The organism is uncultured Arthrobacter sp., from assembly GCF_964021775.1.
Lineage (GTDB): Bacteria > Actinomycetota > Actinomycetes > Actinomycetales > Micrococcaceae > Arthrobacter.
The window spans coordinates 1-24235 of the sequence record NZ_CAXHZI010000019.1; the positions used below are offsets into that span (position 1 = coordinate 1).

17 protein-coding genes and 1 riboswitch are annotated in these 24235 nt (G+C 68.4%); of the genes, 15 read left to right on the forward strand and 2 right to left on the reverse strand.

The window, feature by feature from the left end:
- The first annotated feature begins 110 nt into the window (after window positions 1-110).
- Window positions 111-1940 carry a glycoside hydrolase family 15 protein gene (locus tag ABIN76_RS13890; protein ID WP_346960274.1) on the forward strand — a complete coding sequence of 610 codons (1830 nt, stop codon included), beginning with the start codon at window positions 111-113 and terminating at the stop codon, window positions 1938-1940.
- A gap of 164 nt (window positions 1941-2104) precedes the next feature.
- Window positions 2105-2398 carry an antibiotic biosynthesis monooxygenase family protein gene (locus ABIN76_RS13895; protein WP_346960275.1) on the forward strand — a complete coding sequence of 98 codons (294 nt, stop codon included), beginning with the start codon at window positions 2105-2107 and terminating at the stop codon, window positions 2396-2398.
- Window positions 2399-2477: 79 nt separating this feature from the next.
- Here the strand turns inward: ABIN76_RS13895 and valS are convergent, their stop codons facing one another.
- On the reverse strand, window positions 2478-5096 hold the full coding sequence (gene valS, locus ABIN76_RS13900) for a valine--tRNA ligase (RefSeq protein ID WP_346960276.1): 2619 nt from the start codon (window positions 5094-5096) through the stop codon (window positions 2478-2480).
- Between the two features lie 85 nt (window positions 5097-5181).
- On the opposite strand from valS, the gene ABIN76_RS13905 reads away from it, so the two are divergent.
- From ABIN76_RS13905 to ndk, 7 genes are all read left to right on the forward strand, one after another.
- Entirely contained in the window at window positions 5182-5550 is a 369-nt protein-coding gene (locus ABIN76_RS13905; RefSeq protein WP_346960277.1) for a DUF488 family protein, read from the forward strand.
- A gap of 26 nt (window positions 5551-5576) precedes the next feature.
- On the forward strand, window positions 5577-6356 hold the full coding sequence (locus ABIN76_RS13910) for an SDR family oxidoreductase (RefSeq protein WP_346960278.1): 780 nt from the start codon (window positions 5577-5579) through the stop codon (window positions 6354-6356).
- 189 nt (window positions 6357-6545) lie between these two features.
- Complete coding sequence (locus ABIN76_RS13915) at window positions 6546-7574, forward strand: glycerophosphodiester phosphodiesterase family protein (RefSeq protein ID WP_346960279.1); 1029 nt, start codon at window positions 6546-6548, stop codon at window positions 7572-7574.
- 478 nt (window positions 7575-8052) lie between these two features.
- Window positions 8053-11415 (forward strand): isoleucine--tRNA ligase, encoded by a 3363-nt coding sequence (ileS, locus tag ABIN76_RS13920; protein WP_346960280.1) that lies wholly within the window; start codon window positions 8053-8055, stop codon window positions 11413-11415.
- 3 nt (window positions 11416-11418) lie between these two features.
- On the forward strand, window positions 11419-12777 hold the full coding sequence (locus ABIN76_RS13925) for a folylpolyglutamate synthase/dihydrofolate synthase family protein (protein WP_346960281.1): 1359 nt from the start codon (window positions 11419-11421) through the stop codon (window positions 12775-12777).
- A gap of 3 nt (window positions 12778-12780) precedes the next feature.
- Window positions 12781-13224: a DUF4233 domain-containing protein gene (locus ABIN76_RS13930; RefSeq protein ID WP_346960282.1), complete on the forward strand. Its 444-nt coding sequence runs from the start codon at window positions 12781-12783 to the stop codon at window positions 13222-13224.
- 37 nt (window positions 13225-13261) lie between these two features.
- On the forward strand, window positions 13262-13675 hold the full coding sequence (gene ndk / locus ABIN76_RS13935; RefSeq protein WP_346960283.1) for a nucleoside-diphosphate kinase: 414 nt from the start codon (window positions 13262-13264) through the stop codon (window positions 13673-13675).
- A 159-nt stretch (window positions 13676-13834) separates the two neighbouring features.
- Here the strand turns inward: ndk and ABIN76_RS13940 are convergent, their stop codons facing one another.
- The gene (locus ABIN76_RS13940; protein ID WP_346960284.1) at window positions 13835-14506 is read right to left on the reverse strand and encodes a vitamin K epoxide reductase family protein; all 672 of its coding nucleotides are present in this window, start codon (window positions 14504-14506) and stop codon (window positions 13835-13837) included.
- 477 nt (window positions 14507-14983) lie between these two features.
- Between ABIN76_RS13940 and ABIN76_RS13945 the strand changes: the two genes are divergently transcribed.
- The 6 genes from ABIN76_RS13945 (at window position 14984) to proB (ending at window position 24233) form a co-directional block, all read left to right on the forward strand.
- Entirely contained in the window at window positions 14984-18487 is a 3504-nt protein-coding gene (locus ABIN76_RS13945; protein ID WP_346960285.1) for an Rne/Rng family ribonuclease, read from the forward strand.
- A 134-nt stretch (window positions 18488-18621) separates the two neighbouring features.
- Window positions 18622-18719, forward strand: a riboswitch (TPP riboswitch).
- 79 nt (window positions 18720-18798) lie between these two features.
- Window positions 18799-20385, forward strand: coding sequence for a bifunctional hydroxymethylpyrimidine kinase/phosphomethylpyrimidine kinase (locus tag ABIN76_RS13950; protein WP_346960323.1), 1587 nt, complete (start codon window positions 18799-18801; stop codon window positions 20383-20385).
- Between the two features lie 367 nt (window positions 20386-20752).
- The gene (gene rplU / locus ABIN76_RS13955; RefSeq protein ID WP_175321083.1) at window positions 20753-21061 is read left to right on the forward strand and encodes a 50S ribosomal protein L21; all 309 of its coding nucleotides are present in this window, start codon (window positions 20753-20755) and stop codon (window positions 21059-21061) included.
- 61 nt (window positions 21062-21122) lie between these two features.
- Complete coding sequence (rpmA, locus tag ABIN76_RS13960) at window positions 21123-21386, forward strand: 50S ribosomal protein L27 (protein WP_009372867.1); 264 nt, start codon at window positions 21123-21125, stop codon at window positions 21384-21386.
- 116 nt (window positions 21387-21502) lie between these two features.
- Entirely contained in the window at window positions 21503-23092 is a 1590-nt protein-coding gene (obgE, locus tag ABIN76_RS13965; protein ID WP_346960286.1) for a GTPase ObgE, read from the forward strand.
- Window positions 23082-24233 carry a glutamate 5-kinase gene (proB, locus tag ABIN76_RS13970; RefSeq protein WP_346960287.1) on the forward strand — a complete coding sequence of 384 codons (1152 nt, stop codon included), beginning with the start codon at window positions 23082-23084 and terminating at the stop codon, window positions 24231-24233. The genes obgE and proB overlap by 11 nt, the downstream gene beginning before the upstream one ends.
- Window positions 24234-24235: the final 2 nt, after the last annotated feature.

The following is a 24235-nucleotide window of genomic DNA, read 5'->3' on the forward strand; positions in this document are numbered from 1 at the left end:
GTGCCGTCACTGGGAAGCAGGCCCAATCCATACACACGTTTTGTCCTATAACCCCAAAAGGCTGCATCCCCACAACGCTGCAGGCCGCAATTGCTCCAGGGTGGTGAGCCGTGAGCACCGAACCCATCGCAAACTACGCGCTGCTGTCCGACTGCTGGTCCGCCGCGCTTGTCAGCACCGCAGGCTCCGTTGACTGGCTCTGCTTCCCCCGCTTCGACAGCCCCTCGGTTTTCGGCCGACTGTTGGGCGAGGACGCCGGGTTCTGGTCCATCCGGCCGGTCGGCCCGCACTCCACCACCCGGCGGTACGTGGGCCCCTCAATGGTCCTGGAGTCGCTCCACAGCACCGCCCACGGCCAGCTCACCGTCAGCGACGCCCTGGTCCTCGGCTCCGGCCGGCGCGGCCACGACCTCGGTGAGGCGTCACCCGGCACGTTGCTGCGCCAGCTCGCCTGCACCGCGGGGACCGTGGAGGTTGAGGTACGTTTCGCGCCGCGGCCCGGCTACGGCCTCATCCACCCGGCGCTGCACAACGTCGACGGCGGTGTCCTGGTGCACGCCGCGGCGGAGGACCTCGCCTTGTCCACCCCGGTGCCCTTCGAGCTCGACGGCGGCACGGCCCGCGCCGTCGTGCGCCTGGTTGCCGGGGAAGTTGTTGGCTTCGCCCTGCACCGCCAGCGCGGCGCCGGTGAGGAGCCGGTGCTGTGGAGCCAGCAGGAGACGGCGCACCGGCTTGCCGACACCATCGAGGGCTGGACCAGCTGGTCCGGCATCCACCAGAACTACCGTGGCCCCTGGCAGGAGCTGGTGGCCGGCAGCGGCCGGGTCCTGCAGGCCCTGAGCTACTATCCTTCCGGCGCCATCGTGGCGGCCCCGACGACCTCCCTGCCCGAGGTGGCCGGCGGCACCCGCAACTGGGACTACCGCTATACCTGGGTGCGGGACGCCAGCATGACGCTGCAGGCGCTCTGGGTGGCGGCCTGCCCGGACGAGGCGGGGAAGTTTTTCCAGTTCCTCGCGACGGCGGCCGCCCGCCAGTTGGCCGGCGGCGAAGAGCTGCAGATCATGTACGGGATCGGCGGTGAGCGGGACTTGCCTGAACGGGTGCTGGACCATCTTCCCGGCTGGCGGGCCAGTGCACCGGTGCGGGTCGGCAACGGCGCCTGGAACCAGCGGCAACTCGACGTCTACGGCGAGTTGCTGGACGCGGCCGCGACCATGCCGGAATTCCTGGCGGAGCTGGCGCCGGAAACCCTGCGGTTCTTCGCCGACGCGGCCGACGCAGCCGTGGCCCGCTGGCGTAGCCCCGACCAGGGGATCTGGGAGGTCCGCGGCGAACCACGCCACTACCTGTATTCCAAACTGATGTGCTGGGTGGCGGTGGACCGCGCCATTACCCTCGCCGGGGTGCTGGGCGCCACGAACCGGGTGCCGGGCTGGACGGACGCCCGGGAGCAGATCGCCGACTCCATCCGCGCCAACGGCTGGAATGAGGCCACCGGAGCCTACACCCAGGCGTACGGAGCCGAACAACTCGACGCCTCGGCCCTGATGCTGGGGATTGTGGGTTTCCTGCCGGCAGGCGATCCGCGGTTCCTCGCCACGGTCGAGGCGATAGAGCAGCGGCTCACCGACGGCCGCGGCCTGGTCTACCGCTACCACGGCGACGACGGCCTGCCGGGTGAGGAAGGCGCGTTCTTGCTCTGTACCTTCTGGCTCGCGCACGCCCTCGCCCTGGCCGGACTGTCGGAGCGAGCCACGGCCGTCTTCGAGCGGGCCGCCGGATTCGCGACCGGCCTGGGACTGATGGCAGAGGAAGTAGCGCCGGACAGCCGGGAACTGCTGGGCAACTTCCCGCAGGCCTTCAGCCACATCGGCCTGGTCAACGCGGCCTGGGCCATCAGCGAAGCTGAACGGCGGTCCCGCGAAACCGGCCGTTAGCAGGGTAACAAGGCAGCTGGCCTGGGCCGGGGGAACAAGCCCGGCGGAGCCGCTGTTGCCCCCAATGGCAGGGCAGTGTCCGGTGCCGGGAGGTCCTGGCAGCCCGCCCGGTGCTGTCCGTGCCTAGCCCCGGCCCTGAGCCCACCTGCAAACATTGGAGCGCCATGCCCGTCACAGCCCACCTTGACCTGACCCTCAAAGCGGAATCCCTGCCCACGGCACCGGCCGTGCTCCGCGACATTCTCTCCGACACGCGGGCGTTCGATGGCTGCCTCGGTGTCGACGTCCTGGTCGACAAGAACGATCCGGCGCACCTCGTGGTGGTGGAACAATGGGCGTCGCTGGAGCACGACTCGGCCTACCGCGCCTGGCGGGCAGGCGGCGGAGCGAGCGGGCTGGGGGAGCTCCTGGCCGCACCGCCGGTCCTGACGCACTTTGAGACGTCCTTCGGGATCTAAGCCGGAGGACACAAAACGGAAGAGGGCCCTCCGCCCGGCCTGAGCCGGGCGGAGGGCCCTCTTCATGGTTTGCCGGGCGTTAAGCCTGGGCGGGCTCCTCGGCGGGGGCGAGGACGACGTCGCTTACGGTCAGTTCGCCTTCGCCGGCCACCAGCGCCAGCTCACGCGCGTTGGCCGCGGCCTTGAGGTCGCCCAGCCCCGCCTTCAGCTGCGTGGTCAACGACTCCGACGCCGTGATGGTCGCGGAGAGCACCTCGGTGCGCTGCTTGACCTTGGCCTCCGACTTTGCCTTGCGGATGCCGCCCAGCGCCGCCCCCACCGTGGCGAGCAGGGTGGTGTCGCCGTCGATCTCCACGGCGGCGGGCCACTGCGCGCGGTGCACCGAGCCGGTCCGCCACCAGCCCCAGACTTCCTCCGTCGCGAACGGCAGGAACGGGGCGAAGAGCCGCAGCAAGGTGTCCAGGCTGGTCGCCAGTGCGGCCAGCACAGACGCCTGCTGGGCTTCGCCGGCGGCACCGTAGGCGCGGTCCTTGATCAGTTCCACGTAATCGTCGGTGAAGTGCCAGAAGAAGCTCTCGGTGATCTGCAGCGCACGGGCGTAGTCGTAGTTTTCAAACGCCTTGGTGGCCTGCTCGACGACGTCGGAAAGCTGCGCAAGCACGGCGCGGTCCAAGGGATTGGTCAGCACCGACAGATCGGAGGAGACCACAGAGTCCTCCGTGGCGCCCAGGTTCAGCACGAACTTGGAGGCGTTCAGCAGCTTGATCGCCAGGCGACGGCCGATCTTCATCTGCGCAATCTCGTAGGCGGTGTCCGCGCCGAGCTTGGCCGAGGCCGCCCAGTAACGGACCGCGTCCGAGCCGTATTCGTTGAGCACGTCGGTCGGGACAATCACGTTGCCCTTGGATTTGGACATCTTCTTGCGGTCCGGGTCCAGGATCCAGCCGGAGATGGCAGCGTGCTTCCAGGGCGCAACGTCCTGCAGGGCATCGGCACGGACGGCGGTGGAGAACAGCCAGGTCCGGATGATGTCGTGGGCCTGGGGGCGCACGTCGAACGGGAAGACCTTGGCAAAGAGCGCCTCGTCGGTGCTCCAGCCGCCCACGATCTGCGGGGTCAGCGATGAGGTGGCCCAGGTGTCCAGGACGTCGGCGTCGCCGGTGAAGCCGCCCGGCATGTCACGCTGGGCTTCCTCGTAGCCGGGTGCCGCGTCCGCGGCAGGGTCCACGGGAAGCTGTTCGTCGCCGGGCAGGATGGGCGCGTCGTAGTCCGGGTTGCCGTCGGCGTCGAGCGGGTACCAGACCGGCACCGGCACGCCGAAGAACCGCTGCCGGGAGACCAGCCAGTCGCCGTTCAGGCCGGTAATCCAGTTCTCGTAGCGGGACCGCATGAAGGACGGGTGGAACTCGATCTCGTTGCCGCGGCCCACCAGGCGTTCGCGGCGTTCCTCATCGCGGCCGCCGTTGCGGATGTACCACTGGCGGGACGTGACGACCTCAAGGGGCTTGTCGCCCTTTTCGAAGAAGTTGACCGGGTGCATGATCTTTTTCGGTTCGCCGTCGAGCAACTCTGCGGCGGTGAGAAGTTCCACCACGCCTTCCTTGGCGCTGAACACGGTCTTGCCGGCGATTGCCTCGAACGCCGAGCGGCCTTCCGCAGACGTGATCCACTCCGGGGTTTCGCCGATGATCCGGCCGTCGCGGCCCACGATCGCGCGGGTGGGCAACTGCAGTTCGCGCCACCAGGTCACGTCCGTCAGGTCACCGAAGGTGCAGACCATCGCAATGCCGGAGCCCTTGTCCGCCTTCGCGAGCGGATGGGCCCTGACCTCCACCTCGACGCCGAACAGGGGAGAGGTAACCTTCTTGCCGAAGAGCGGCTGGTACCGCTCGTCGTCGGGGTTCGCCACCAGGGCGGCGCACGCGGCGAGCAGCTCGGGACGGGTGGTCTCGATGTAGATCTTCTCGCCGTCTTCGGTGAAGAACGGGTAGCGGTAATAGGCGCCGGCGACCTCGCGGTCCTCCAGCTCCGCCTGGGCCACCGCGGTGCGGAAGGTGACGTCCCACAGCGTGGGGGCCTCCGCCATGTACGCGTCGCCCGCGGCCAGGTTGGCCAGGAAGGCCCGCTGTGAGATGGCCCGCGACTTGTCGTCGATGGTGCGGTAGGTCAGGTCCCAGTCGACGGACAGGCCGAGGGTCTGGAAGAGGTTCTCGAAGACCTTCTCGTCCTCGACGGCGAGTTCCTCGCAGAGTTCGATGAAGTTGCGGCGCGAGACGACGTCGAAATCGCGCTGGTTCTTGGCGGGTTCCGCCGGCGGCCGGTACCCGGCGTCGTAGGGGATGGCCGGATCGCAGCGCACGCCGTAATAGTTCTGCACCCGCCGCTCGGTGGGCAGGCCGTTGTCGTCCCAGCCCATCGGGTAGAAGACGTTCTTGCCGGTCATCCGCTGGTAGCGGGCCAGGACGTCGGTCTGGGTGTAGGAGAACATGTGCCCCACATGCAGCGACCCCGACGCCGTGGGCGGGGGAGTGTCGATCGAGTAGACCTGTTCCCGGGTGGTCTCCCGGTTGAACTTGTAGGTCCCTTCGTCAAGCCAGCGCCGGGTGAGGGCGGCTTCCAGCCCCTCGAGGGCGGGCTTGTCCGGAACGTTGATGGGGGCGGTGGTGGGCGTGTCTGTACCCTGCGTGTGTTCAGCCATGGGTCAATTCTTGCAGTTATTTCCGTTTGCTGTTTCACCGCGCTGCGCTAGTCTGCCGAATCTAACTGCAATAACGTGCACCACTATGGAGGAAAGTACCGGAAGGTTCGCAATCAAGCGCGTCTACGACGAGAGCGCCGACGACGACGGCTGCAGGGTTCTGGTGGACCGGCTCTGGCCGCGCGGGGTCAGTAAGGAACGCGCGCAGCTGGACTTGTGGCTCAAGGAAGTGGCGCCCTCGCCGCCGTTGCGCACGGAATTCGCCCACATGCAGGAGCGGTTCGCGGACTTCCGCGCCGCCTATGAGGCGGAGCTGGAGTCCAACCCGGCCGTTGGCACCCTGCGGGACCTGGCGGCCCAGCACGGCAAGGTCACCCTGCTGTTCGGCGCCAAAGACCCGGAGACCAACCACGCCCGGGTCCTGCTGGAGTTCCTCGCGCCCGGCAGGAAATGAACCGCTGATTCCCATAGGGTGGTGCCATGACTGAGGGAATCGATAACGCAGGAACTGCAAACACAGCAAAAGCGGCGGTCGTCACCGGCGCCAGCACCGGAATCGGCGAGGCCACCGTGCGCGCGCTCCGGCAGGAGGGCTGGACCGTCTTCGCCGTCGCCCGCCGCGCTGAACGGCTCGAGGCGCTCGCCGCCGCGACGGGCGCCGTCGCGGTTCCCGCCGACGTGACGGTCGACGCCGACGTGGCCCGGCTGGTGGAGGAGGTGACGCGCGCCGGCGGCATCGACACCCTGATCAACATCGCCGGCGGCGCCCGCGGCGCAGACAAGGTGGCCGAGGCCAAAACGGAGGACTGGCAGTGGATGTACGAGGTCAACGTCCTCGGCACCATGAAGCTCACCCGGGCGTTCCTGCCGATGCTGCGCGCCTGCGGCGAAGGGACCGTCCTGAACCTGACCTCGACGGCGGGCCTGTCCGCCTATGAGGGCGGCGGTGGGTATAACGCCGCGAAATTCGCGCAGCACGCCCTCACCGGGGCTCTGCGCCTGGAAGAGGCCGAGCACAACCTGCGCGTGATCGAGGTGGCCCCCGGCATGGTGCAGACCGAGGAGTTCTCGCTGAACAGGCTCGGCGACCCGGGCGCGGCGGACAAGGTCTACGCCGGCGTCGAGAAGCCCCTTACGGCCGACGACGTCGCCGACGTCGTCCGCTTTGCGGTCGCCGCGCCGCACCACGTCAACCTGGACCAGATCGTGATCCGCCCGGTGGCGCAGGCCTCCAACTTCAAGGTGATCCGGAAGGGCTAGGCGGCCCGGCTGCAGCGACGCCGGGGCGGGCCTTCCGCTCCGGCGCGGGGCGTCCGGAACCGGGCGGGGCAACTCTGGACGTTCACCCCGGCGTCGCCCGGCTGTTCCGAAGGGGTGGCCCGCCGTTCGCCGGCGCGGGACAGCGTGGCAGGTGCAAACTGCACACCACCAGAGTGGAGATCGTTTCCCATGCGCACCCCCATGAAGCTTGGCGCCGCCGCACTCGGCGCAGCCCTGCTCCTCGCCGGCCCGGTCCAGGCCCAGGCAGCCGGCACCAACGCCGGCGGCACCTCCGCGGCCGGCCGCGACAACCATTTTGACCTTGAAGCCCACCGCGGCGGCATCGGCCTCACCGTGGAGTCAACCCTGGCGTCCTTCGCCAAGGGCCTTGAGACCGGAGTCTCAACCCTTGAACTCGACCTGCAGATCACCAAGGACGGCCGCGAGGTCATCACCCACGACCGCAAGATCAACGCGCAGAAGTGCGCCGACACGGCGCCGGTCGGCCCGAACGACCCCCAGTTCCCCTACGCGGGCAAGTACATTAAGGACCTCACTTTCGCCCAGGTCCGCAGCCTGGACTGCGGCTCGCTCACCCAGCCGCAGTTCCCCGGCCAGCAGGCCTCGCCCGGAGCGAAGATGCCAACCCTCGCCGAGGTGTTCGCGCTGGCGGACGCCCACCGCGCCAGCCAGGTCCGGTTCAATATCGAGACCAAGGTCGAGGCAGGCGCCCCGCAGGAGACGGCGCCGCGGGAACAGTTCGTAGACGTCGCACTGCGCGAAATCACCAAAGCGCACATGGAACAGCGCGTCTCCATCCAGAGCTTCGACTGGGGATCCCTGCGCCTGGTGCAGCAGCGCGCGCCGCAGATCCCTACGGTGGCCCTGACCAACAAGGACTTCCTGCAGGCCGGCCAGCCGGGCGCCTCGCCCTGGCTCGGCGGAATCGACTCCGACGACTTCGGCGGCGATCTGGTTGCCTCCGCCGCGTCGCTCGGTTTCGACGCAATCTCGCCGGTGCACGGGACACCCCAGAACGGCGCTGTCACGGACCCGGACTACGTCCCTTACGTCACCGCGGACATGGTGCAGCGTGCCCACGCTGCGGGCATGAAAGTCATCCCGTGGACCGTCGATGACAAGCCCACCATGCGCGCCCTGATCGGGCCGGCGTCGACGGGCTCATCACCGACTACCCGGACCGGCTCCGCGACGTGATGGCCGAGTCCGGCATGAAGCTGCCCAAGGCGTTTGCGCTGCAGCCCGGGAGCTAACCCCACCCCCTGCGCCACCCCCGCGCCACGCCTGCGCAACCCCCTCGACCGGTCTCGACCGGCCGCAGCCACGGCGGACGGCCCCCAACTACCCCGGGCTACCAGTAGCCCGGGGTAGTTTCCGGTAACATCGACGTATCAGCTTTGACCCGGCCATCACCGGTGAGCTTCCGGAAGAACGCCCCGGCGCGGCAAGTCGTAAGAAAGCCGCCGCACCAGGGTCGGTAGAACCGGACGGGTAAGCCCGTCACAGCAGTCAACGAGCGGCCGACGCCGGTGCAGCCCCTTTTCTTGGAAAAGGGCGGGACCGGTGCCGGTAAGTGAGGTGGTACCGCGGTGCCGGTGTTGTTCCGACAACACAGGAGCCGTCCTCGCATCCTGAATGAATCCCGTTGTTCACCAGCTCAACCCAGGATGTCGAGATGACCCATTACCCCAAGGCCTCAGCCGCACCGTCAGGCGCCAACACCTCTGCCTCCAACGCCAATGCTTCCAACGCCACTGGCGTGTCCGCCTCCGTGAAGTTCCCGGAGATCGAAGAGCGCATCCTCAAGTACTGGGACCATGACGGCACCTTCCAGGCCAGCATCGACCAGCGGGACGCCGGCCAGGACGGTAGCAATGAATTCGTCTTCTACGACGGACCGCCCTTCGCCAACGGCCTGCCGCACTACGGGCACCTGCTGACCGGCTACGCCAAGGACCTCGTGGGCCGCTACCAGACCCAGCGCGGCCGCCGCGTCGAGCGCCGCTTCGGCTGGGACACGCACGGCCTGCCCGCCGAACTGGAAGCCATGAAGCAGCTGGGCATGACAGACAAGACCCAGATCGAAGCCATGGGCATCGACAAGTTCAACGACGCCTGCCGCGCCTCGGTGATGAAGTACGCCGACGAGTGGAAGAGCTACGTCACCCGCCAGGCGCGCTGGGTGGACTTCGAAAACGACTACAAGACGCTCAACGTCGAGTACATGGAGTCCGTGCTCTGGGCTTTCAAGCAGCTGCACGAGAAGGGCCTCACCTACAACGGCTACCGCGTGCTGCCGTACTGCTGGAAGGACGAGACGCCGCTGTCCAACCACGAGCTGCGGATGGACGACGACGTTTACAAGAACCGCCAGGACCAGACGGTCACGGTCACCTTCCCCATCACCGCGGGGGAGTCGGAGCTGTCCAAGCAGCTCGCCGGGGTGCAGGCCCTCGCCTGGACCACCACGCCCTGGACGCTGCCCACCAACCTGGCGCTCGCCGTCGGTCCCGCCATCACGTACGTTGTGCTGCCGGCCGGCCCGCACGGCATCAAAGCCGCCGCGGCTGAAGCCCCTGTCACCGGCAGCTTCCTGCTCGCCGCGGACCTGCTGGGCGCCTACGCCAAGGACCTCGGCTACGGCGACGGCGCCGAGGGCGCCGCCGCGGCCGAAGCCGCCGTCACCTCCCGCCACACCGGCGCCGAGCTCGAGGGCCTGACATACGAACCGCTCTGGGACTACTTCCACGACGCCGAGAAGTGGGGGACCGAGAACGCCTGGCGCTTCCTCGTCGCCGACTACGTCACCACCACCGACGGCACCGGCATCGTCCACCAGGCCCCCGCCTACGGTGAAGACGACCAGAAGGTCTGCGAAGAGGCCGGCATCCCCGTCGTCCTCTCTGTCGACGAGGGCGCGAAGTTCCTGCCGCTGTTCGGCCACGGCGACCTCGCCGAGATCGCCGGGCTCCAGGTCTTCGAGGCCAACAAGCCCATCACCCAGGTGCTCCGCGCCCAGGGCCGCCTGGTCCGCCAGGCCAGCTACGAGCACTCCTACCCGCACTGCTGGCGCTGCCGCAACCCGCTGATCTACCGCGCGGTGTCCTCCTGGTACGTCGAGGTCACCAAGTTCAAGGACCGCATGTCCGAGCTGAACCAGGAGATCAACTGGATCCCGGGCAACGTCAAGGACGGCCAGTTCGGCAAGTGGCTCGCCAACGCCCGCGACTGGTCCATCAGCCGCAACCGCTACTGGGGCAGCCCCATCCCGGTCTGGCAGTCCAGCGACCCGGACTACCCGCGCACCGACGTCTACGGCTCGCTGGCCGAGATCGAAGCCGACTTCGGCCGGCTCCCGCTGAACAAGGCCGGCCAGGTGGACCTGCACCGGCCGTTCATCGACGAACTCACCCGCCCCAACCCGGACGACCCCCGCACCCCGGAGGAGGGCCAGTCAGTGATGCGCCGCGTCGAGGACGTGCTGGACGTCTGGTTCGACTCCGGCTCCATGCCGTACGGCCAGGTGCACTACCCGTTCCAGAACGAGGAATGGTTCGACACCCACAACCCGGCGGACTTCATCGTCGAGTACATCGGCCAGACCCGCGGCTGGTTCTACATGCTGCACATCCTCTCCACCGCGCTGTTCGACCGGCCGGCGTTCCGCAACGTCATCAGCCACGGCATCGTGCTGGGCTCCGACGGACAGAAGATGTCCAAGAGCCTGCGCAACTACCCGGACGTCTCCGAGGTCCTGGACCGCGACGGCTCCGACGCGATGCGCTGGTTCCTGATGTCCAGCCCGATCCTGCGTGGCGGCAACCTCGTGGTCACCGAACAGGGCATCCGCGACGGTGTACGCCAGGTCATCCTGCCGTTGTGGAACGTCTACAGCTTCTTCACGCTGTACACCAACGCCGCTGAGAGCGGTAACGGCTACGACGCGAAGCTGCGCTACGAGGGCTACGCCGACACCCTGGATCAGTACCTGATGGCCAATACCGGGGACCTGGTCCGGAACATGACCGAGCAGCTGGACAGCTATGACATCTCCGGGGCCTGTGACGAACTGCGCGGCTACCTGGACATGCTCACCAACTGGTACGTCCGCCGCAGCCGCCAGCGCTTCTTCGACGAGAACGTCGACGCCTTCGACGCGCTCTACACCGCGCTGGAGACGGTCTGCCGGGTCGCGGCGCCGCTGCTGCCGCTGATCTCGGAGGAGATTTGGCGCGGACTCACCGGCGGACGCTCCGTGCACCTGGCCGACTGGCCTGACGCCGGACTGTTCCCGGCCAACGCCGGGCTCGTCGAGGCGATGGACCGGGTCCAGCAGATCTGCTCCACCGGCTCATCGCTGCGCAAGGCCGCCAACCTCCGCGTGCGCCTGCCGCTGCAGGAACTCACGGTCGTGGCACCCGGCGCGGACGCACTCGTTGGATTTGCCGCCGTCGTCGCCGATGAACTGAACCTGCGTTCGGTCCGCCTGCTCGACGCAGAGAGCGCCTCCCCGGAGGAGTTCGGCATCGAACAGAAGCTCGTGGTGAACGCCCGGGCCGCCGGGCCGCGGCTGGGCAAAAACGTCCAGCAGGCCATCAAGGGCTCCAAGTCCGGTGACTGGTCCGTGGACGATGCCGGGGTGGTCACCGCCGGCGGCCTCGCGCTCGAGCCGCAGGAGTACACCCTGGAGACCGTCGTGGCCGAGGCCGCGGAGGGCGAGGGCTCGCGTGCGGCGGCGGTGCTGCCTGGCGGCGGCTTCGTGGTGCTCAACACCGAGGTCACCCCGGAGCTGGAGGCCGAAGGCACCGCGCGTGACCTGGTCCGTGCCATCCAGCAGGCCCGCAAGGACGCCGGGCTGAATGTCAGCGACCGGATCCGCACGACCGTCACCGCGGCGCAGGACACCGTCGAGGCGCTGCTGGCCCACGCCGATCTGGTCAAGACCGAGACCCTGACGCTGCAGCTGGACACCGTTCCCGCCGAGGTCAAGGAACCTCAGGTCAGCGTCGAAAAAGTAACCGTTGAAGTAGGGGCATAATCCATGACCGACGAATTTTCCGTAGAGAGCGTCTACGCCGAGCTGCTGGGCCGGGCGCCGGAAAACAAGATGGAGCCGCGGCTGGCGCCGCTGCACCGGGCCATGGACATCCTGGGGGAGCCGAACAAGGCGTTCCCGATCATCCACATCACCGGCACCAACGGCAAGACCTCCACGGCCCGGATGATCGAGGCCGGCCTGCGCGCCCATGGGCTGAGCACCGGCCGGTATACGAGCCCGCACCTGTCCAAGGTCACCGAGCGGATCAGCATCGACGGCGAACCGGTGCCGGATGAGACCTTCGTCCGGATCTGGGACGAGATCCGCCCGTACCTGGAAATCGTGGACAGCGAACTCGTCGCCGAAGGCCAGCCCCGGCTGACCTACTTCGAGTGCCTGACCATCCTGGGCTTCGCGATTTTCGCGGACCAGCCGGTCAACGTTGCCGTGATCGAGGTAGGCCTGGGCGGCATCACCGACGCGACCAACGTCGGCGACGGCCAGGTCGCCGTGGTCACCCCGATCTCGCTGGACCACACGGAGCTGCTGGGCGAGACCACCGAGGACATCGCCTACGAAAAGGCCGGCATCATCAAGCCCGGCGGTTTCCTGATCAGCGCCGCGCAGCCCGTCGACGCGGCCCAGGTGCTGCTGGAAAAAGCCAAAGAAGTCAACGTACCGTTCCGCTTCGAGGGCGTGGAGTTCGGCGTCGAGTCCCGCACCGTCGCCGTCGGCGGCCAAATGGTGAACATCCAGGGCATCGCGGGACGCTACGAGGACCTGCTGCTGCCGCTGCACGGCGCGCATCAGGCGGAGAACGCCGCCGTCGCGGTCGCTGCCCTGGAAGCCTTCTTCGGCGCCGAAAAGCCGCTCGACGCCGAGGTGCTGCAGGAAGCGTTCGCGTCCGTCAGCTCGCCGGGGCGGCTGGAGGTGCTCCGGACCGCGCCGACCATCATCGTGGACGCCGCGCACAACCCGGAGGGCGTCCGGGTCTCCGCGGAGGCCATCCATGAGGCGTTTAGCTTCAGCAAGCTGGTGGTGGTGGTGGGTGTCCTGAAGGAGAAGGACGCCGAGGAAATCCTCCGCCAGCTCAAGGAGTCCTTGGGCGATCTCGCCTCGGACTACTGCTTCACCCAGTCCAACTCGCCCCGCGCCGTTCCGGCAGAGGACCTGGCGGAACTTGCCTTGGACCTGGGCTTCGGCGAGGACAACATCCACGTCGCAGAGAAGCTCGACGACGCCCTCGAGTGGGCCGTGGAGCGGGCCGAGTCCAACGACGACCTGGCCGGCGGGATCCTCGTCACCGGGTCCATCACGCTCGTGGCCGAGGCCCGGATCCTGCTCGGAAAGACCGAGGCGTAACCGATGGCGAAACTCACCAAGGCCCAGCGCGAATGGCGCCCGGGCATGCCCAAAAAGCGCCGTTCCACCAAGGTCATGTTCGCCTCCACGGTGTTGCTGTTGGAGGCCTTCGTGGCGCTCTTCGGCACCCTGGCGGTCTTTGGCCTCCGGCGCGGGGAGCTGCCGCCGCTGCTGGTTTTCGGCGTCGGCATCGGCCTGAGCGTGGTGCTCGCGCTGACCTGCGCCGTCCTGACGAAGCCGTGGGGTGTGGCCCTGGGCTGGATCCTGCAGCTGCTGCTGATCCTCACCGGCTTTGTGGAGCCCACGATGTTCGTGGTGGGCGGCCTGTTCGCAATCACCTGGTGGTACGGCATTCGGACCGGCATCCGGATCGACCGGGAGTCGGCCCAGCGCGAACGCGAGCAGGCGGCCTGGGAAGCCGCGAACCCCGAAGGCCAGAGCAACTAGACTTGTCCCGAACCCCAACCAACACATTGGAGCACTTGTGAGCACTGAGCGCACCCTAGTCCTGATCAAGCCTGACGGCGTCGCCCGCAACCTGACCGGCAGCATCATCGCCCGGATCGAAGCCAAGGGCTACACCCTGGCCGAGCTGAAGAAGGTCAACGCCACCCGCGAGCTCCTCGAGCAGCACTACGAAGAGCACGTCGGCAAGCCGTTCTACGAGCCGCTGGTCGAGTTCATGCTCAGCGGCCCGGTCGTTGCGGCGATCTTCGAAGGCCACCGCGTGATCGAGGGTTTCCGCTCGCTCGCCGGCACCACCGACCCGACGACGGCGGCCCCCGGCACCATCCGCGGCGACTTCGGCCGCGACTGGGGCGTCAAGGTGCAGCAGAACCTGGTCCACGGCTCCGACTCGGCCGAGTCCGCCGAACGCGAGATCAGCATCTGGTTCTAACCCGCCCGGCGCGAACGGACACTTAAGCACCCCCCGTTAAGCGCGAACGTACACTTGGGGCCCCGCTTTTCTAAAAAAGCGGGGCCCCCAAGTGTACGTTCGCGCTTTATTCGCGGCGGGTGTGTTGCGGGTGCGGGTGTGGTGTGGTGCGGCGGGGGCTTAGTAGCCGGAGGTTCCGATGAAGACCTGGATAAAGGCGAAGAAGATGGTGGCGACGACGGCGACGTAGAGCAGCGCGGTCAGGATCCAGCCGGAGTCGGCCAGGATGCGGGTGGCCGCGGCGGGCATCCGGATGACGCCGTGGCTGACGTTGCGGACGGTCACCCAGACGAACAGCGGGATCATGGCAGCCCAGACAATCATGCAGAACGGGCAGAGGATGTGGATCGAGTACAGCGCCTGGGACCAGAGCCACACCACAAACGCGAAGCCCAGCGTCACACCGGCCTGCAGCCCGAGCCAGTACCAGCGGGCAAAGCTAGCCCCGGCAAGGATGCCCATGGCCGTGGTGATGACGACGGCGAACGCGACGATCCCGATGAACATGTTGGGGAATCCAAAGACCGAGCTCTGCCAGGTCTGCATCACCTGCCCGCAGGAAATCCACGGGTTCACATCACAGACCGTGACGTGGCTGGGATCCTTCAGGACCTCCAGCTTCTCCAGCACCAGGGTGCCGGACGCGAGCCAGCCGACCACGCCGGTGATCAGCAGGAGCCAGGCAAACGGCCGGTCACGCGTCATCAAGGGCAGCGGGCGCTCCGCAGCGGCCGCGCCGGCGCCGCGCTCGTGGGCGGTCACGTCGTCGGGGGCGTGGGAGATGCTGGGCATGGGATTTCAGTCCTTTGCGTCGGGGTGCTCTTGGCCCGATTGTATCGCCGGAGGCTGGATGTACCCGGGTAGGCCTCAAGCCGTCACCAGTGATTCGGTCCACGACGCGGACCGGATGACCTGCCTAGCCCTGCTTTCGCGGCTCCTGTGAGACAATGAACCTGGCTGGGACGCGATCCACATTCGGGTTTCAGTCCGGCGACTTTGTTTTCAAGACCGCCAATGATGAGCAGGGCATACTTCGGATCCCTCGATCCGGCCTATCCCGCAATGCCATTGGACGGCACCTGGTTGTGACATATGGGATCAACGGGTTCAAGACAAGCTTGCCGGCCTTCCAGGGCTGCCGCACCCCACTGCCGGTGCGAACCTGGAGGTATTCAATTGACTTCTGTCAATGCCCGCGGGTGTTGACAAATATTTGCCCCCACGGGTGCCGTATGTGGCGGTACATCAGGGGCAGGAGTGTCGCCACATATGGATAATGACCAGCTAGCAGCCGGTAACAACGAAGCACTCGTTACCGAGGAAGCACCGGAAGCCGCCGCCGCAACGGAGGCTCCCAAGAAAGCCACCAGGACCCGCCGCAAGGCGACCCCCAAGGCGGAAGCCGCAGAGACGGCAGCCACGTCCGACGTCGTCACTGACGCCGGCGCCCTCACGGACGGCACCGACGCCGCCCCGGAAGCCAAGGCCCCGGCCCGCCGGAGCCGGTCGCGCAAGAAGACCGACGACGACGTCCCCGCCGCAACCGGGGAAACCACCACGGACATTGCGGCCGCCGAGGATGCGCCTGTTGAGGCGCCCGCGGAGCCGGCGGCAGCGGAAGCCGCACCGGAAAAGCCGGTCCGCCGCCGCGCGTCCCGCGCCAAAGCCGCCCCGGCAGCTGTGCAGAACGAAGCAGCTGTGCAGGCCGAAGAAGCTGTGCAGACCGAAAAGGTTGTGCAGCACGAAGCGGCGCCCGCCGCCGAAGCAGCCGCCCCCGCCGCCTCAGCCGCGCCGTCCGCCGCCGAAACTCCCGCAGCAGAGTCCGATGAAACCGCGGCCGAGGCCGGCGCGGAAGCCCCCGCGCTGTTCCTCGCACCCGGCGCTGTCACCTCGATGATCTTCCAGGCCCCGGACCTGAGCACCGTCGTGCGCCCGGCCCCGGTGGTGGCCGAGGAAACCGAAGAAGAAGACGAAGAGGAAGCCGAGGGCGACGACGCCGGAAGCCGCCGTCGCCGCCGCAGCCGGGGACGCCGCGGCCGCAGCCGCACCGGCGAAGCTGATACCGACACCGAAGGCGCTGACGAGAGCACCGAGGAACCCGGCGAGGATGCCGAAGGCACCCTCGAAGCGGGCGTGACCTCGCGCCGCCGCCGCCGTCGCCGCCGCGGCGACCAGGACCTTGAACTGTCCGGCGGCGGGGACGACGATCCGCCCAACACGGTGACCCGTGTCCGGGCGCCGCGCGCGGTCAGCGAGGCCCCGGTCAACAACCGCGTCACCTCCGTCAAGGGCTCCACCCGCCTGGAGGCCAAGAAGCAGCGCCGCCGCGAATCCCGCGACACCGGCCGCCGCCGCACCGTCATCACTGAGGCCGAGTTCCTGGCCCGCCGCGAGTCCGTGGACCGCCAGATGATCGTTCGGCAGCGCGACGACAGAATCCAGATCGGTGTCCTGGAAGACGGTGTGCTGGCCGAGCACTTCGTCTCCAAGACCCAGCAGGATTCCCTGATCGGCAACGTCTACCTGGGCAAGGTCCAGAACGTGCTGCCCTCCATGGAAGCCGCCTTCGTCGACATCGGACGCGGCCGCAACGCCGTGCTGTACGCCGGCGAAGTCAACTGGGACGCCGTCAACCTCGAAGGCAAACAGCGCCGGATCGAAAACGCGCTCAAGTCCGGCGACTCCGTGCTCGTCCAGGTCACCAAGGACCCGGTCGGCCACAAGGGTGCCCGGCTGACCAGCCAGATCTCGCTGCCCGGCCGCTACCTCGTGTACGTGCCCGGCGGCTCCATGACCGGCATCTCCCGCAAGCTGCCCGACGTCGAGCGCAACCGTCTCAAGCGGATCCTCAAGGACCGCCTGCCGGAGGACGCCGGCGTGATCGTCCGCACCGCGGCCGAGGGCGCCTCGGAGGAGGAACTGACGCATGACATCAACCGTCTGCGCGCGCAGTGGGAAGGCATCGAGAGCCAGTCCACGTCCACCAAGATCCTCGCCCCGGAGCTGCTCTACGGCGAACCGGACCTGACCATCAAGGTGGTCCGCGACGTCTTCAACGAGGACTTCTCCAAGCTGATCGTCTCCGGTGAGGAAGCCTGGGACACCATCGAGGCCTACGTCACCTATGTGGCTCCGGACCTGGTGGGCCGGCTCGAGAAGTGGACCAAGGACACGGACATCTTCGCTGCCTGGCGCATCGACGAGCAGATCCACAAGGCCCTGGACCGCAAGGTCTTCCTGCCCTCCGGCGGCTCCCTCGTGATCGACCGCACCGAAGCCATGACCGTGGTGGACGTCAACACCGGCAAGTTCACCGGCAGCGGCGGCAACCTCGAGGAAACCGTCACCAAGAACAACCTGGAAGCGGCCGAGGAAGTCGTCCGGCAGCTGCGGCTGCGCGACATCGGCGGCATCATCGTTATCGACTTCATCGACATGGTGCTGGAATCCAACCGCGACCTCGTGCTGCGCCGCATGGTGGAGTGCCTGGGCCGGGACCGGACCAAGCACCAGGTCGCCGAGGTGACCTCGCTGGGGCTCGTGCAGATGACCCGCAAGCGGATGGGCACCGGGCTGCTGGAGGTCTTCGGCGAACAGTGCGAGGCCTGCGCCGGCCGCGGCATCGTCACCCACGACGAGCCGGTGGAACACCGCCGCGCCAACACCGTCGCCGCGGAACACCACGTCCCGCGGACCGAACACCAGCCCGCCGCCCGCACTGAGCGCAAGCGCCGCCGCGGCAAGGGCGGCCAGGGAGCCGGCGAGGCCATGCCGTCCGCACCGGCCGCGGCGCACGCCGAGCCCACCGAGGCGGAGCGCCACGCCAAGGCAGAGGCGACCCGCGCCGCGCTGGCCAACATCGCCGCCGCCGCGCACGCCGCCCACCTGCACGACGGCGAAGCGACAGCAGCGCCCGACGCCGAAACCCGGCAGGCCGCCCTCGATGCGGCCGTGGAGCTGGCTTCGACGGAGGAGGCAGCCGGGCGTCCCGCCGCTGTGCTGACCTTCGGCGGCGAGCAGGTTGCCCTGCCGTTCGTCGAGCACGCGGAGGAGACCCCGCAGCCCGCGCTGACCCTGGACCTGCTCACCGAGGCATTCGCCAACCTGGGCGACGCCGAGGCCGGCAAGCCTGCTGCAGCGGCCCCGGCCGCGGCGGAAACCCGAGCGCCGGAAACCGTAGCGCCGGAACCGGCTGCACGGGCAGCGGAGCTCCCCGCGGCGGAACCCGCCGCACCGGTTGCAGCGGCACCGTCCCGCGCCACCCGCGGCCGTGGCCGTGCCCAGACGGCACGGATCCAGCCGCCGAGTGTCCGGAACCGGGAGGCGCAGGCCACCCTCCGGCAGGAAGCGCCCAAGGCACCCGCGGCTCAGGCCCAGGCACCACAGACACCCGTCCGCCGGGAGGCACCAAAGGCAACTGCAACGCAGGCACGCGCCACGCAGGCACCTGCAACGCAGGCACGCGCCACGCAGGCACCTGCAACGCAGGCACCGGCCGCACAGGCTCCCGCAGCAGCGGCAACGCAGGCGCCGGCCCGCCCGGTTGCGGCAGCGGAGAGCTCCGCACCCCGCCGGGTGCGCCGGAACCGAAGCGCCAGCCGCGCCCAAGGAGCCGCCAACGAGACGTCCGTGCAGCAGCGCGCGGCCACTCCGTCGGCAGCAGCCGGATCCGTCCATGAAGCCAAGGCCCCGGAGCCGGCGAAGGAAGCCGCGAAGCCCGCGGCCAACGAGCCGGTCATCCTCGGCGTCGGCGTCCCGGCGTCGGAGCTCTAGGACCCAGCAGACACCACTCGCGGGTGCCGTCGGGGATCGACGTAACAGAACGTCGACCCCGGACGGCACCCGCGAGTGGGTTAAAGGGCAGGGCCAAAATTTAGCGAGGTTGCCGGCGGGGAACGCTAGGCTGGGGGACTGACACGGGGTGCCGCGCATCGAGCCGGCTGAGATCCAGACCCGTTGAACCTGTCCGGTTAGCACCGGCGAAGGGATGTCTCTTGTCTTCATCGACCCAGCCTGCATCTACCCAGCCTGCATCGACCCAGCCTTCATCGACCCAGCCTGCATCCAGCCGAACCTCGGCCATCCTGCAGTCCGCCTTCCCGGACACAGGGCGCACCGACCCCGCCGCGGCCACACCGCCGTGGATTCCGCGGGTGCTGGCGATCGCCGGTTCGGACCCCTCCGGCGGCGCCGGCATCCAGGCGGATTTGAAGAGCATCGCCGCGAACGGCGGCTATGGGATGGCCGCCATCACGGCGCTGACGGCCCAGAACACCCGGGGCGTCCGCTCCGTCCACGTGCCGCCGGCATCGTTCCTGACCGCCCAGCTGGAGGCGGTCAGCGACGACATCACCATCGACGCGGTCAAGATCGGCATGCTCGGCGACGCTGCGGTGATCGAGGCCGTCCGGGCGTGGCTGCAGAAGGTCCGTCCCGCCGTCGTGGTCCTGGACCCCGTGATGGTGGCCACCAGCGGCGACCGGCTGCTGCAGGAATCCGCCGAGGCGGCCCTGCGCTCCCTGCTCCCGCTGGCCGACCTCATCACCCCGAACCTGGCGGAACTGGCCATGCTGCTGGACGAACCGCCCGCCGCGGACTGGGCCGGGGCGCTGGAACAAGGCAAGCGGCTTGCCGCCCTGGCCGGCACCACGGTGCTGGTCAAGGGCGGCCACCTCGGCGACATCAACCAGGACAGCGAAGAAGGCGGCCGGGACGACGGCGGCGGCTGTCCGGACGCGCTGGTGAACACCGGGGGACTGCTCGGGCAGGAAACGGTGGTCGTGCCGGGCGAGCGGATCGCCACCCGCAACAGCCACGGCACCGGCTGCTCCCTGTCCTCGGCGCTGGCCACGGTGCAGGCGCGGGCGGGGGACTGGGAGGCGGCGCTGCGTGAGGTCAAGCCCTGGCTGCTGGGTGCGCTGCGGGAAGCCGGCCGCCTCGACGTCGGATCCGGCAACGGTCCCGTGCACCATTTCCACCACCTGCAGCCGGCCGCACCGGCCTCGACACAACTGCCCGACGAAGGCGGCTTTGCAGCGGCCCTCGCCGGGCACGCGGCGGCCGGACTGGACGCAATCTACAGCCTGCACTTCATCCGCGGGCTTGCCGACGGCAGCTTGCCGGAGCAGGAGTTCGCCTATTACCTCAGCCAGGACGCCCTCTACCTGAACGGCTACTCCCGGGTGCTGTCCCGCGTCGCCGCCCTCGCGCCGTCGGAAGCCGAACAGCTCTTCTGGTCCCGTTCGGCGCAGCAGTGCCTCGAAGTCGAATCCGAACTGCACCGGAACTGGCTGGCCGGCCGCGCAGCCGCAACCCGGCCGGGACCGGTCACCAAGGCCTACGTGGACCACCTCCACGCGGCGTCGCTCGCCGGCAGCTACGGCGTGCTGGTCGCGGCGGCGCTGCCGTGTTTCTGGCTCTACGCCGAGGTCGGCGCCACGCTGCATGGCGAATTCCTCGCTGCGGGCGCCCCGACGGCGCATCCCTACGCGGAGTGGCTGCGCACCTACGCTGACGAGGCCTTCGCGGAGGCGACCCGGCAGGCGATCAGGTACACCGACGCGGCGGGCCGCGGCGCCTCCGAGGCGGAGCGACGCGCCATGGCAGAAGCCTTCGAGCACTCCTGCCGGTATGAGGTGGAATTCTTCGACGCGCCGAGGCTGCACGCCTGAGCCGGCCCGGGCGATGCAGCCGGTAACATGATGGGGCGCGGTTCCGGAAGGTCGCTGCGGCACCACCTGCTGGGCCCCCTGGCCCACGGTGTGGTGCCTGTCACGCACTACTCGCCGGGACCAGCCTCGTTTGCGACCGAAGGCAAAATTAGCGTAGTCTAGATCTTCGGTGCTTACGCCAACACTTGGGTTATGACCCTGAGGAACAGTTCACCCGCCCTGCGGGCAGGACTTTCCACGGGATAACTCATGGGTTCCCCCGGGGAATCCACCGGCGTTGAGGCACAGCGTGAGCCGGTCCGAACACTTCGGCCCCAGGTTCCGCACGCAAATCTAGTAATAAACGTCGAGAGAAGTGAGTTCCCCAGTGGTGTACGCGATTGTCCGCGCAGGCGGCCGCCAAGAGAAGGTTTCCGTTGGAGACTTCGTTACCCTGAACCGCGTCCCCGGTGGAGCCGGCAGCACCTTTGAGCTGCCCGCACTGCTCCTGGTGGACGGTGACAAGGTCACGTCTGCAGCCAAGGACCTGGCCAAGGTAACGGTTACGGCTGAGATCCTCGAAGACCTCCGTGGTCCGAAGATCGTCATCCAGAAGTTCAAGAACAAGACCGGTTACAAGAAGCGCCAGGGTCACCGTCAGGAACTGACCAAGGTCAAGATCACCGGTATCAAGTAACTCTTCGTTACTGATCTGGTTCCAACAGTTTCCCCAGAATTTTTGAAAGCAGGCATTTCAAATGGCACATAAAAAAGGCGCGAGCTCCACTCGCAACGGTCGTGACTCCAACGCCCAGTACCTTGGCGTCAAGCGCTTCGGCGGCCAGGTAGTTTCCGCAGGCGAGATCATCGTCCGCCAGCGTGGCACCCACTTCCACCCGGGCGCCGGCGTTGGCCGCGGCGGGGACGACACCCTGTTCGCCCTGACCCCCGGTGCCGTCGAGTTCGGCACCCGCCGTGGTCGTCGCGTTGTGAACATCGTGGCTGCTGCAGCTGCAGAGTAACAACAAGTTCTAAATCGGTGGGGCGGGCCAATAGGTCCGCTCCACCGGTGTTTTAACCGCATTACAATCATCTTGGGCCCCCTGCGGACCCGAGGAACAGCACTGAGGAGATCCACGTGGCGAGCTTTGTAGACCGGGTAGTACTGCATGTATCCGGCGGTACCGGCGGCCACGGCTGTGTCTCCGTCCACCGCGAGAAGTTCAAGCCCCTCGGCGGTCCCGACGGCGGCAACGGCGGCAACGGCGGCGACGTCATCCTGCGCGTGGATCCCCAGACCACCACGCTGCTCGACTACCACCACGCCCCGCACCGGCACGCCACCAACGGCGGCCCCGGCATGGGCGACTGGCGCGGCGGCAAAAACGGCGAAACCCTGGTCCTTCCGGTTCCCGAGGGCACCGTCGTCAAGAGCAAGGACGGCACGGTCCTCGCCGACATGGTGGGCGAAGGCACCGAGTTCATCGCCGCGGCCGGCGGCCTGGGCGGGCTCGGCAACGCCGCCCTGTCTTCGCAGAAGCGCCGCGCCCCCGGCTTCGCGCTGCTCGGCATCGAGGGCGACTCCAGCGACATCGTCCTGGAACTGAAGTCCATCGCGGATATCGCCTTGGTCGGGTTCCCCTCCGCCGGCAAATCCAGCCTGATCGCGGCTATGTCGGCCGCGCGGCCCAAGATCGCCGACTATCCCTTCACCACCCTGATCCCCAACCTCGGCGTCGTGCAGGCCGGCGACGTCCGGTTCACCATCGCCGACGTCCCGGGCCTGATCGAAGGCGCTAGCGAGGGCAAGGGCTTGGGGCACCACTTCCTGCGCCACGTCGAACGCTGCGCCGCGCTGGTGCACGTGCTGGACTGCGGCACGCTGGAATCGGACCGCGACCCGCTCTCCGACCTGGCCGTGATCGAGGCCGAGCTCGAAAAGTACGCCGTGGACATGAGCTACGCCGGCTCCGACGGCGAAGTCGTGCCGCTGAACCACCGCCCGCGCCTCATCGCCCTGAACAAGGTCGACCTGCCGGACGGCAAGGACATGGCCGAATTCGTCCGCCCGGAACTGGAAAAGCGCGGCTACAAGGTCTTCGAAATCTCCGCGACCAGCCACGAGGGACTCCGTCAGCTCGGCTTCGCCATGGCCGAGATCGTCAAGGCCGCCCGCGACGCGGTGGCCGCGACGCCGCCCAAGGTCCAGGCCCCCGTGCTGCGTCCGCGCGCCGTCAACGAGAGCGGCTTCACGATCCGCCGCGAAGAGAAGAACCTGGAGCCGCTGTTCCGCGTCCTCGGCGACAAGCCCGTGCGCTGGGTCAAGCAGACCGATTTCACCAACGAGGAAGCCATCGGCTACCTCGCCGACCGCCTGGCCAAGCTGGGCGTCGAAAACGAGCTGTTCAAGCAGGGCGCCAAGCCCGGCGACACGGTCGTCATCGGCGAGGACGACGGCGTCGTCTTCGACTGGGAGCCGACCATGATGGCCGGCGCCGAGCTGCTGGCCTCCCCGCGCGGCACCGACGTGCGCTTCGCCGACATCGGCGACCGCCCCACGCGCGGCCAGAAGCGCGAGGACCAGCAGGAACGCCGCGACGCCAAGGCCGCGGCCCGGGCCGAGCTGGAGGCCGAGCGCAAGGCCGGCATCTGGACCGAATCGGTCAGTGCCCGCCGCGCCGCGCAGCCGCTCAAGGAGAGTGGACTCGGCGAAGCCGATGACGAGTAACGCCGTCGTCGACCCTGGAGCAGCAGCCGCGCCCAGCCGCGCCCTGCTCTCCGGCGCCCGCCGGATCGTGGTCAAGGTGGGGTCCTCGTCGCTGACGTCCATCAAGGGCGGCATCGCCGAGGAAGCCCTCACCGACCTCGCCGACGCCCTCGCGCACAAGCGCAACGCGGGCACCGAGATTATCCTCGTCTCCTCCGGGGCCATCGCCGCCGGGCTTGCCCCGCTGGGCCTGGACAAACGCCCCCGCGACCTCGCCACCCAGCAGGCGGCCGCGAGCGTCGGCCAGGGCCTGCTGATGGCCCGCTACACCCACGCGTTCGGCGCGCACGGCGTCACCGTGAGCCAGGTGCTGCTGACCGCGGACGACTTCATGCGCCGCAGCCAGCACACCAACGCCTTCCGCGCACTGGACCGGCTGCTGAACCTCGGCGTGGTCCCGGTGGTCAATGAAAACGACACCGTCGCGACCCACGAGATCCGCTTCGGCGACAACGACCGGCTCGCGGCCCTGGTGGCGCACCTGGTCCGCGCCGACGCCCTTGTACTGCTGTCCGACGTCGATTCGCTCTACGACGGGCCGCCCTCGCACGGGGCCAAGCGGATCCCGCACGTCGCCGGCCCGCAGGACCTCGACGGGGTCTCGATCGGCAGTACCGGCAAGGCCGGGGTCGGCACCGGCGGCATGGTTACCAAGGTCGAGGCCGCGTCCATCGCCGCCGGATCCGGGATCCACGCCCTCGTGACTTCCACCGCGAACGCTGCCGCAGCGCTGGCGGGGGAGGACGTGGGAACCTGGTTCTCCGTCAACGGCTCCCGCAAGCCGATCCGGCTGCTCTGGCTCGCCCACCTGGCGTCCGTCCAGGGAACGCTGGTGCTCGACGACGGCGCCGTCCGCGCCGTGCGGGACCGCCACACCTCGCTGCTGCCCGCCGGGATTTCCGCCGTGCACGGCGACTTCGAAGCCGGCGACGCCGTCGAGATGGTCGGCACCGACGGGACCGTGATTGCCCGCGGCCTGGTGAACTACGGCGCCGCCGAACTGCCGCAGATGCTGGGCCGTTCCACCCGCGAACTGGGCAAGGCGCTGGGCCGCGGCTATGACCGTGAAGTTGTTCATGTTGACGACCTGGTGCTGGTCTAAGC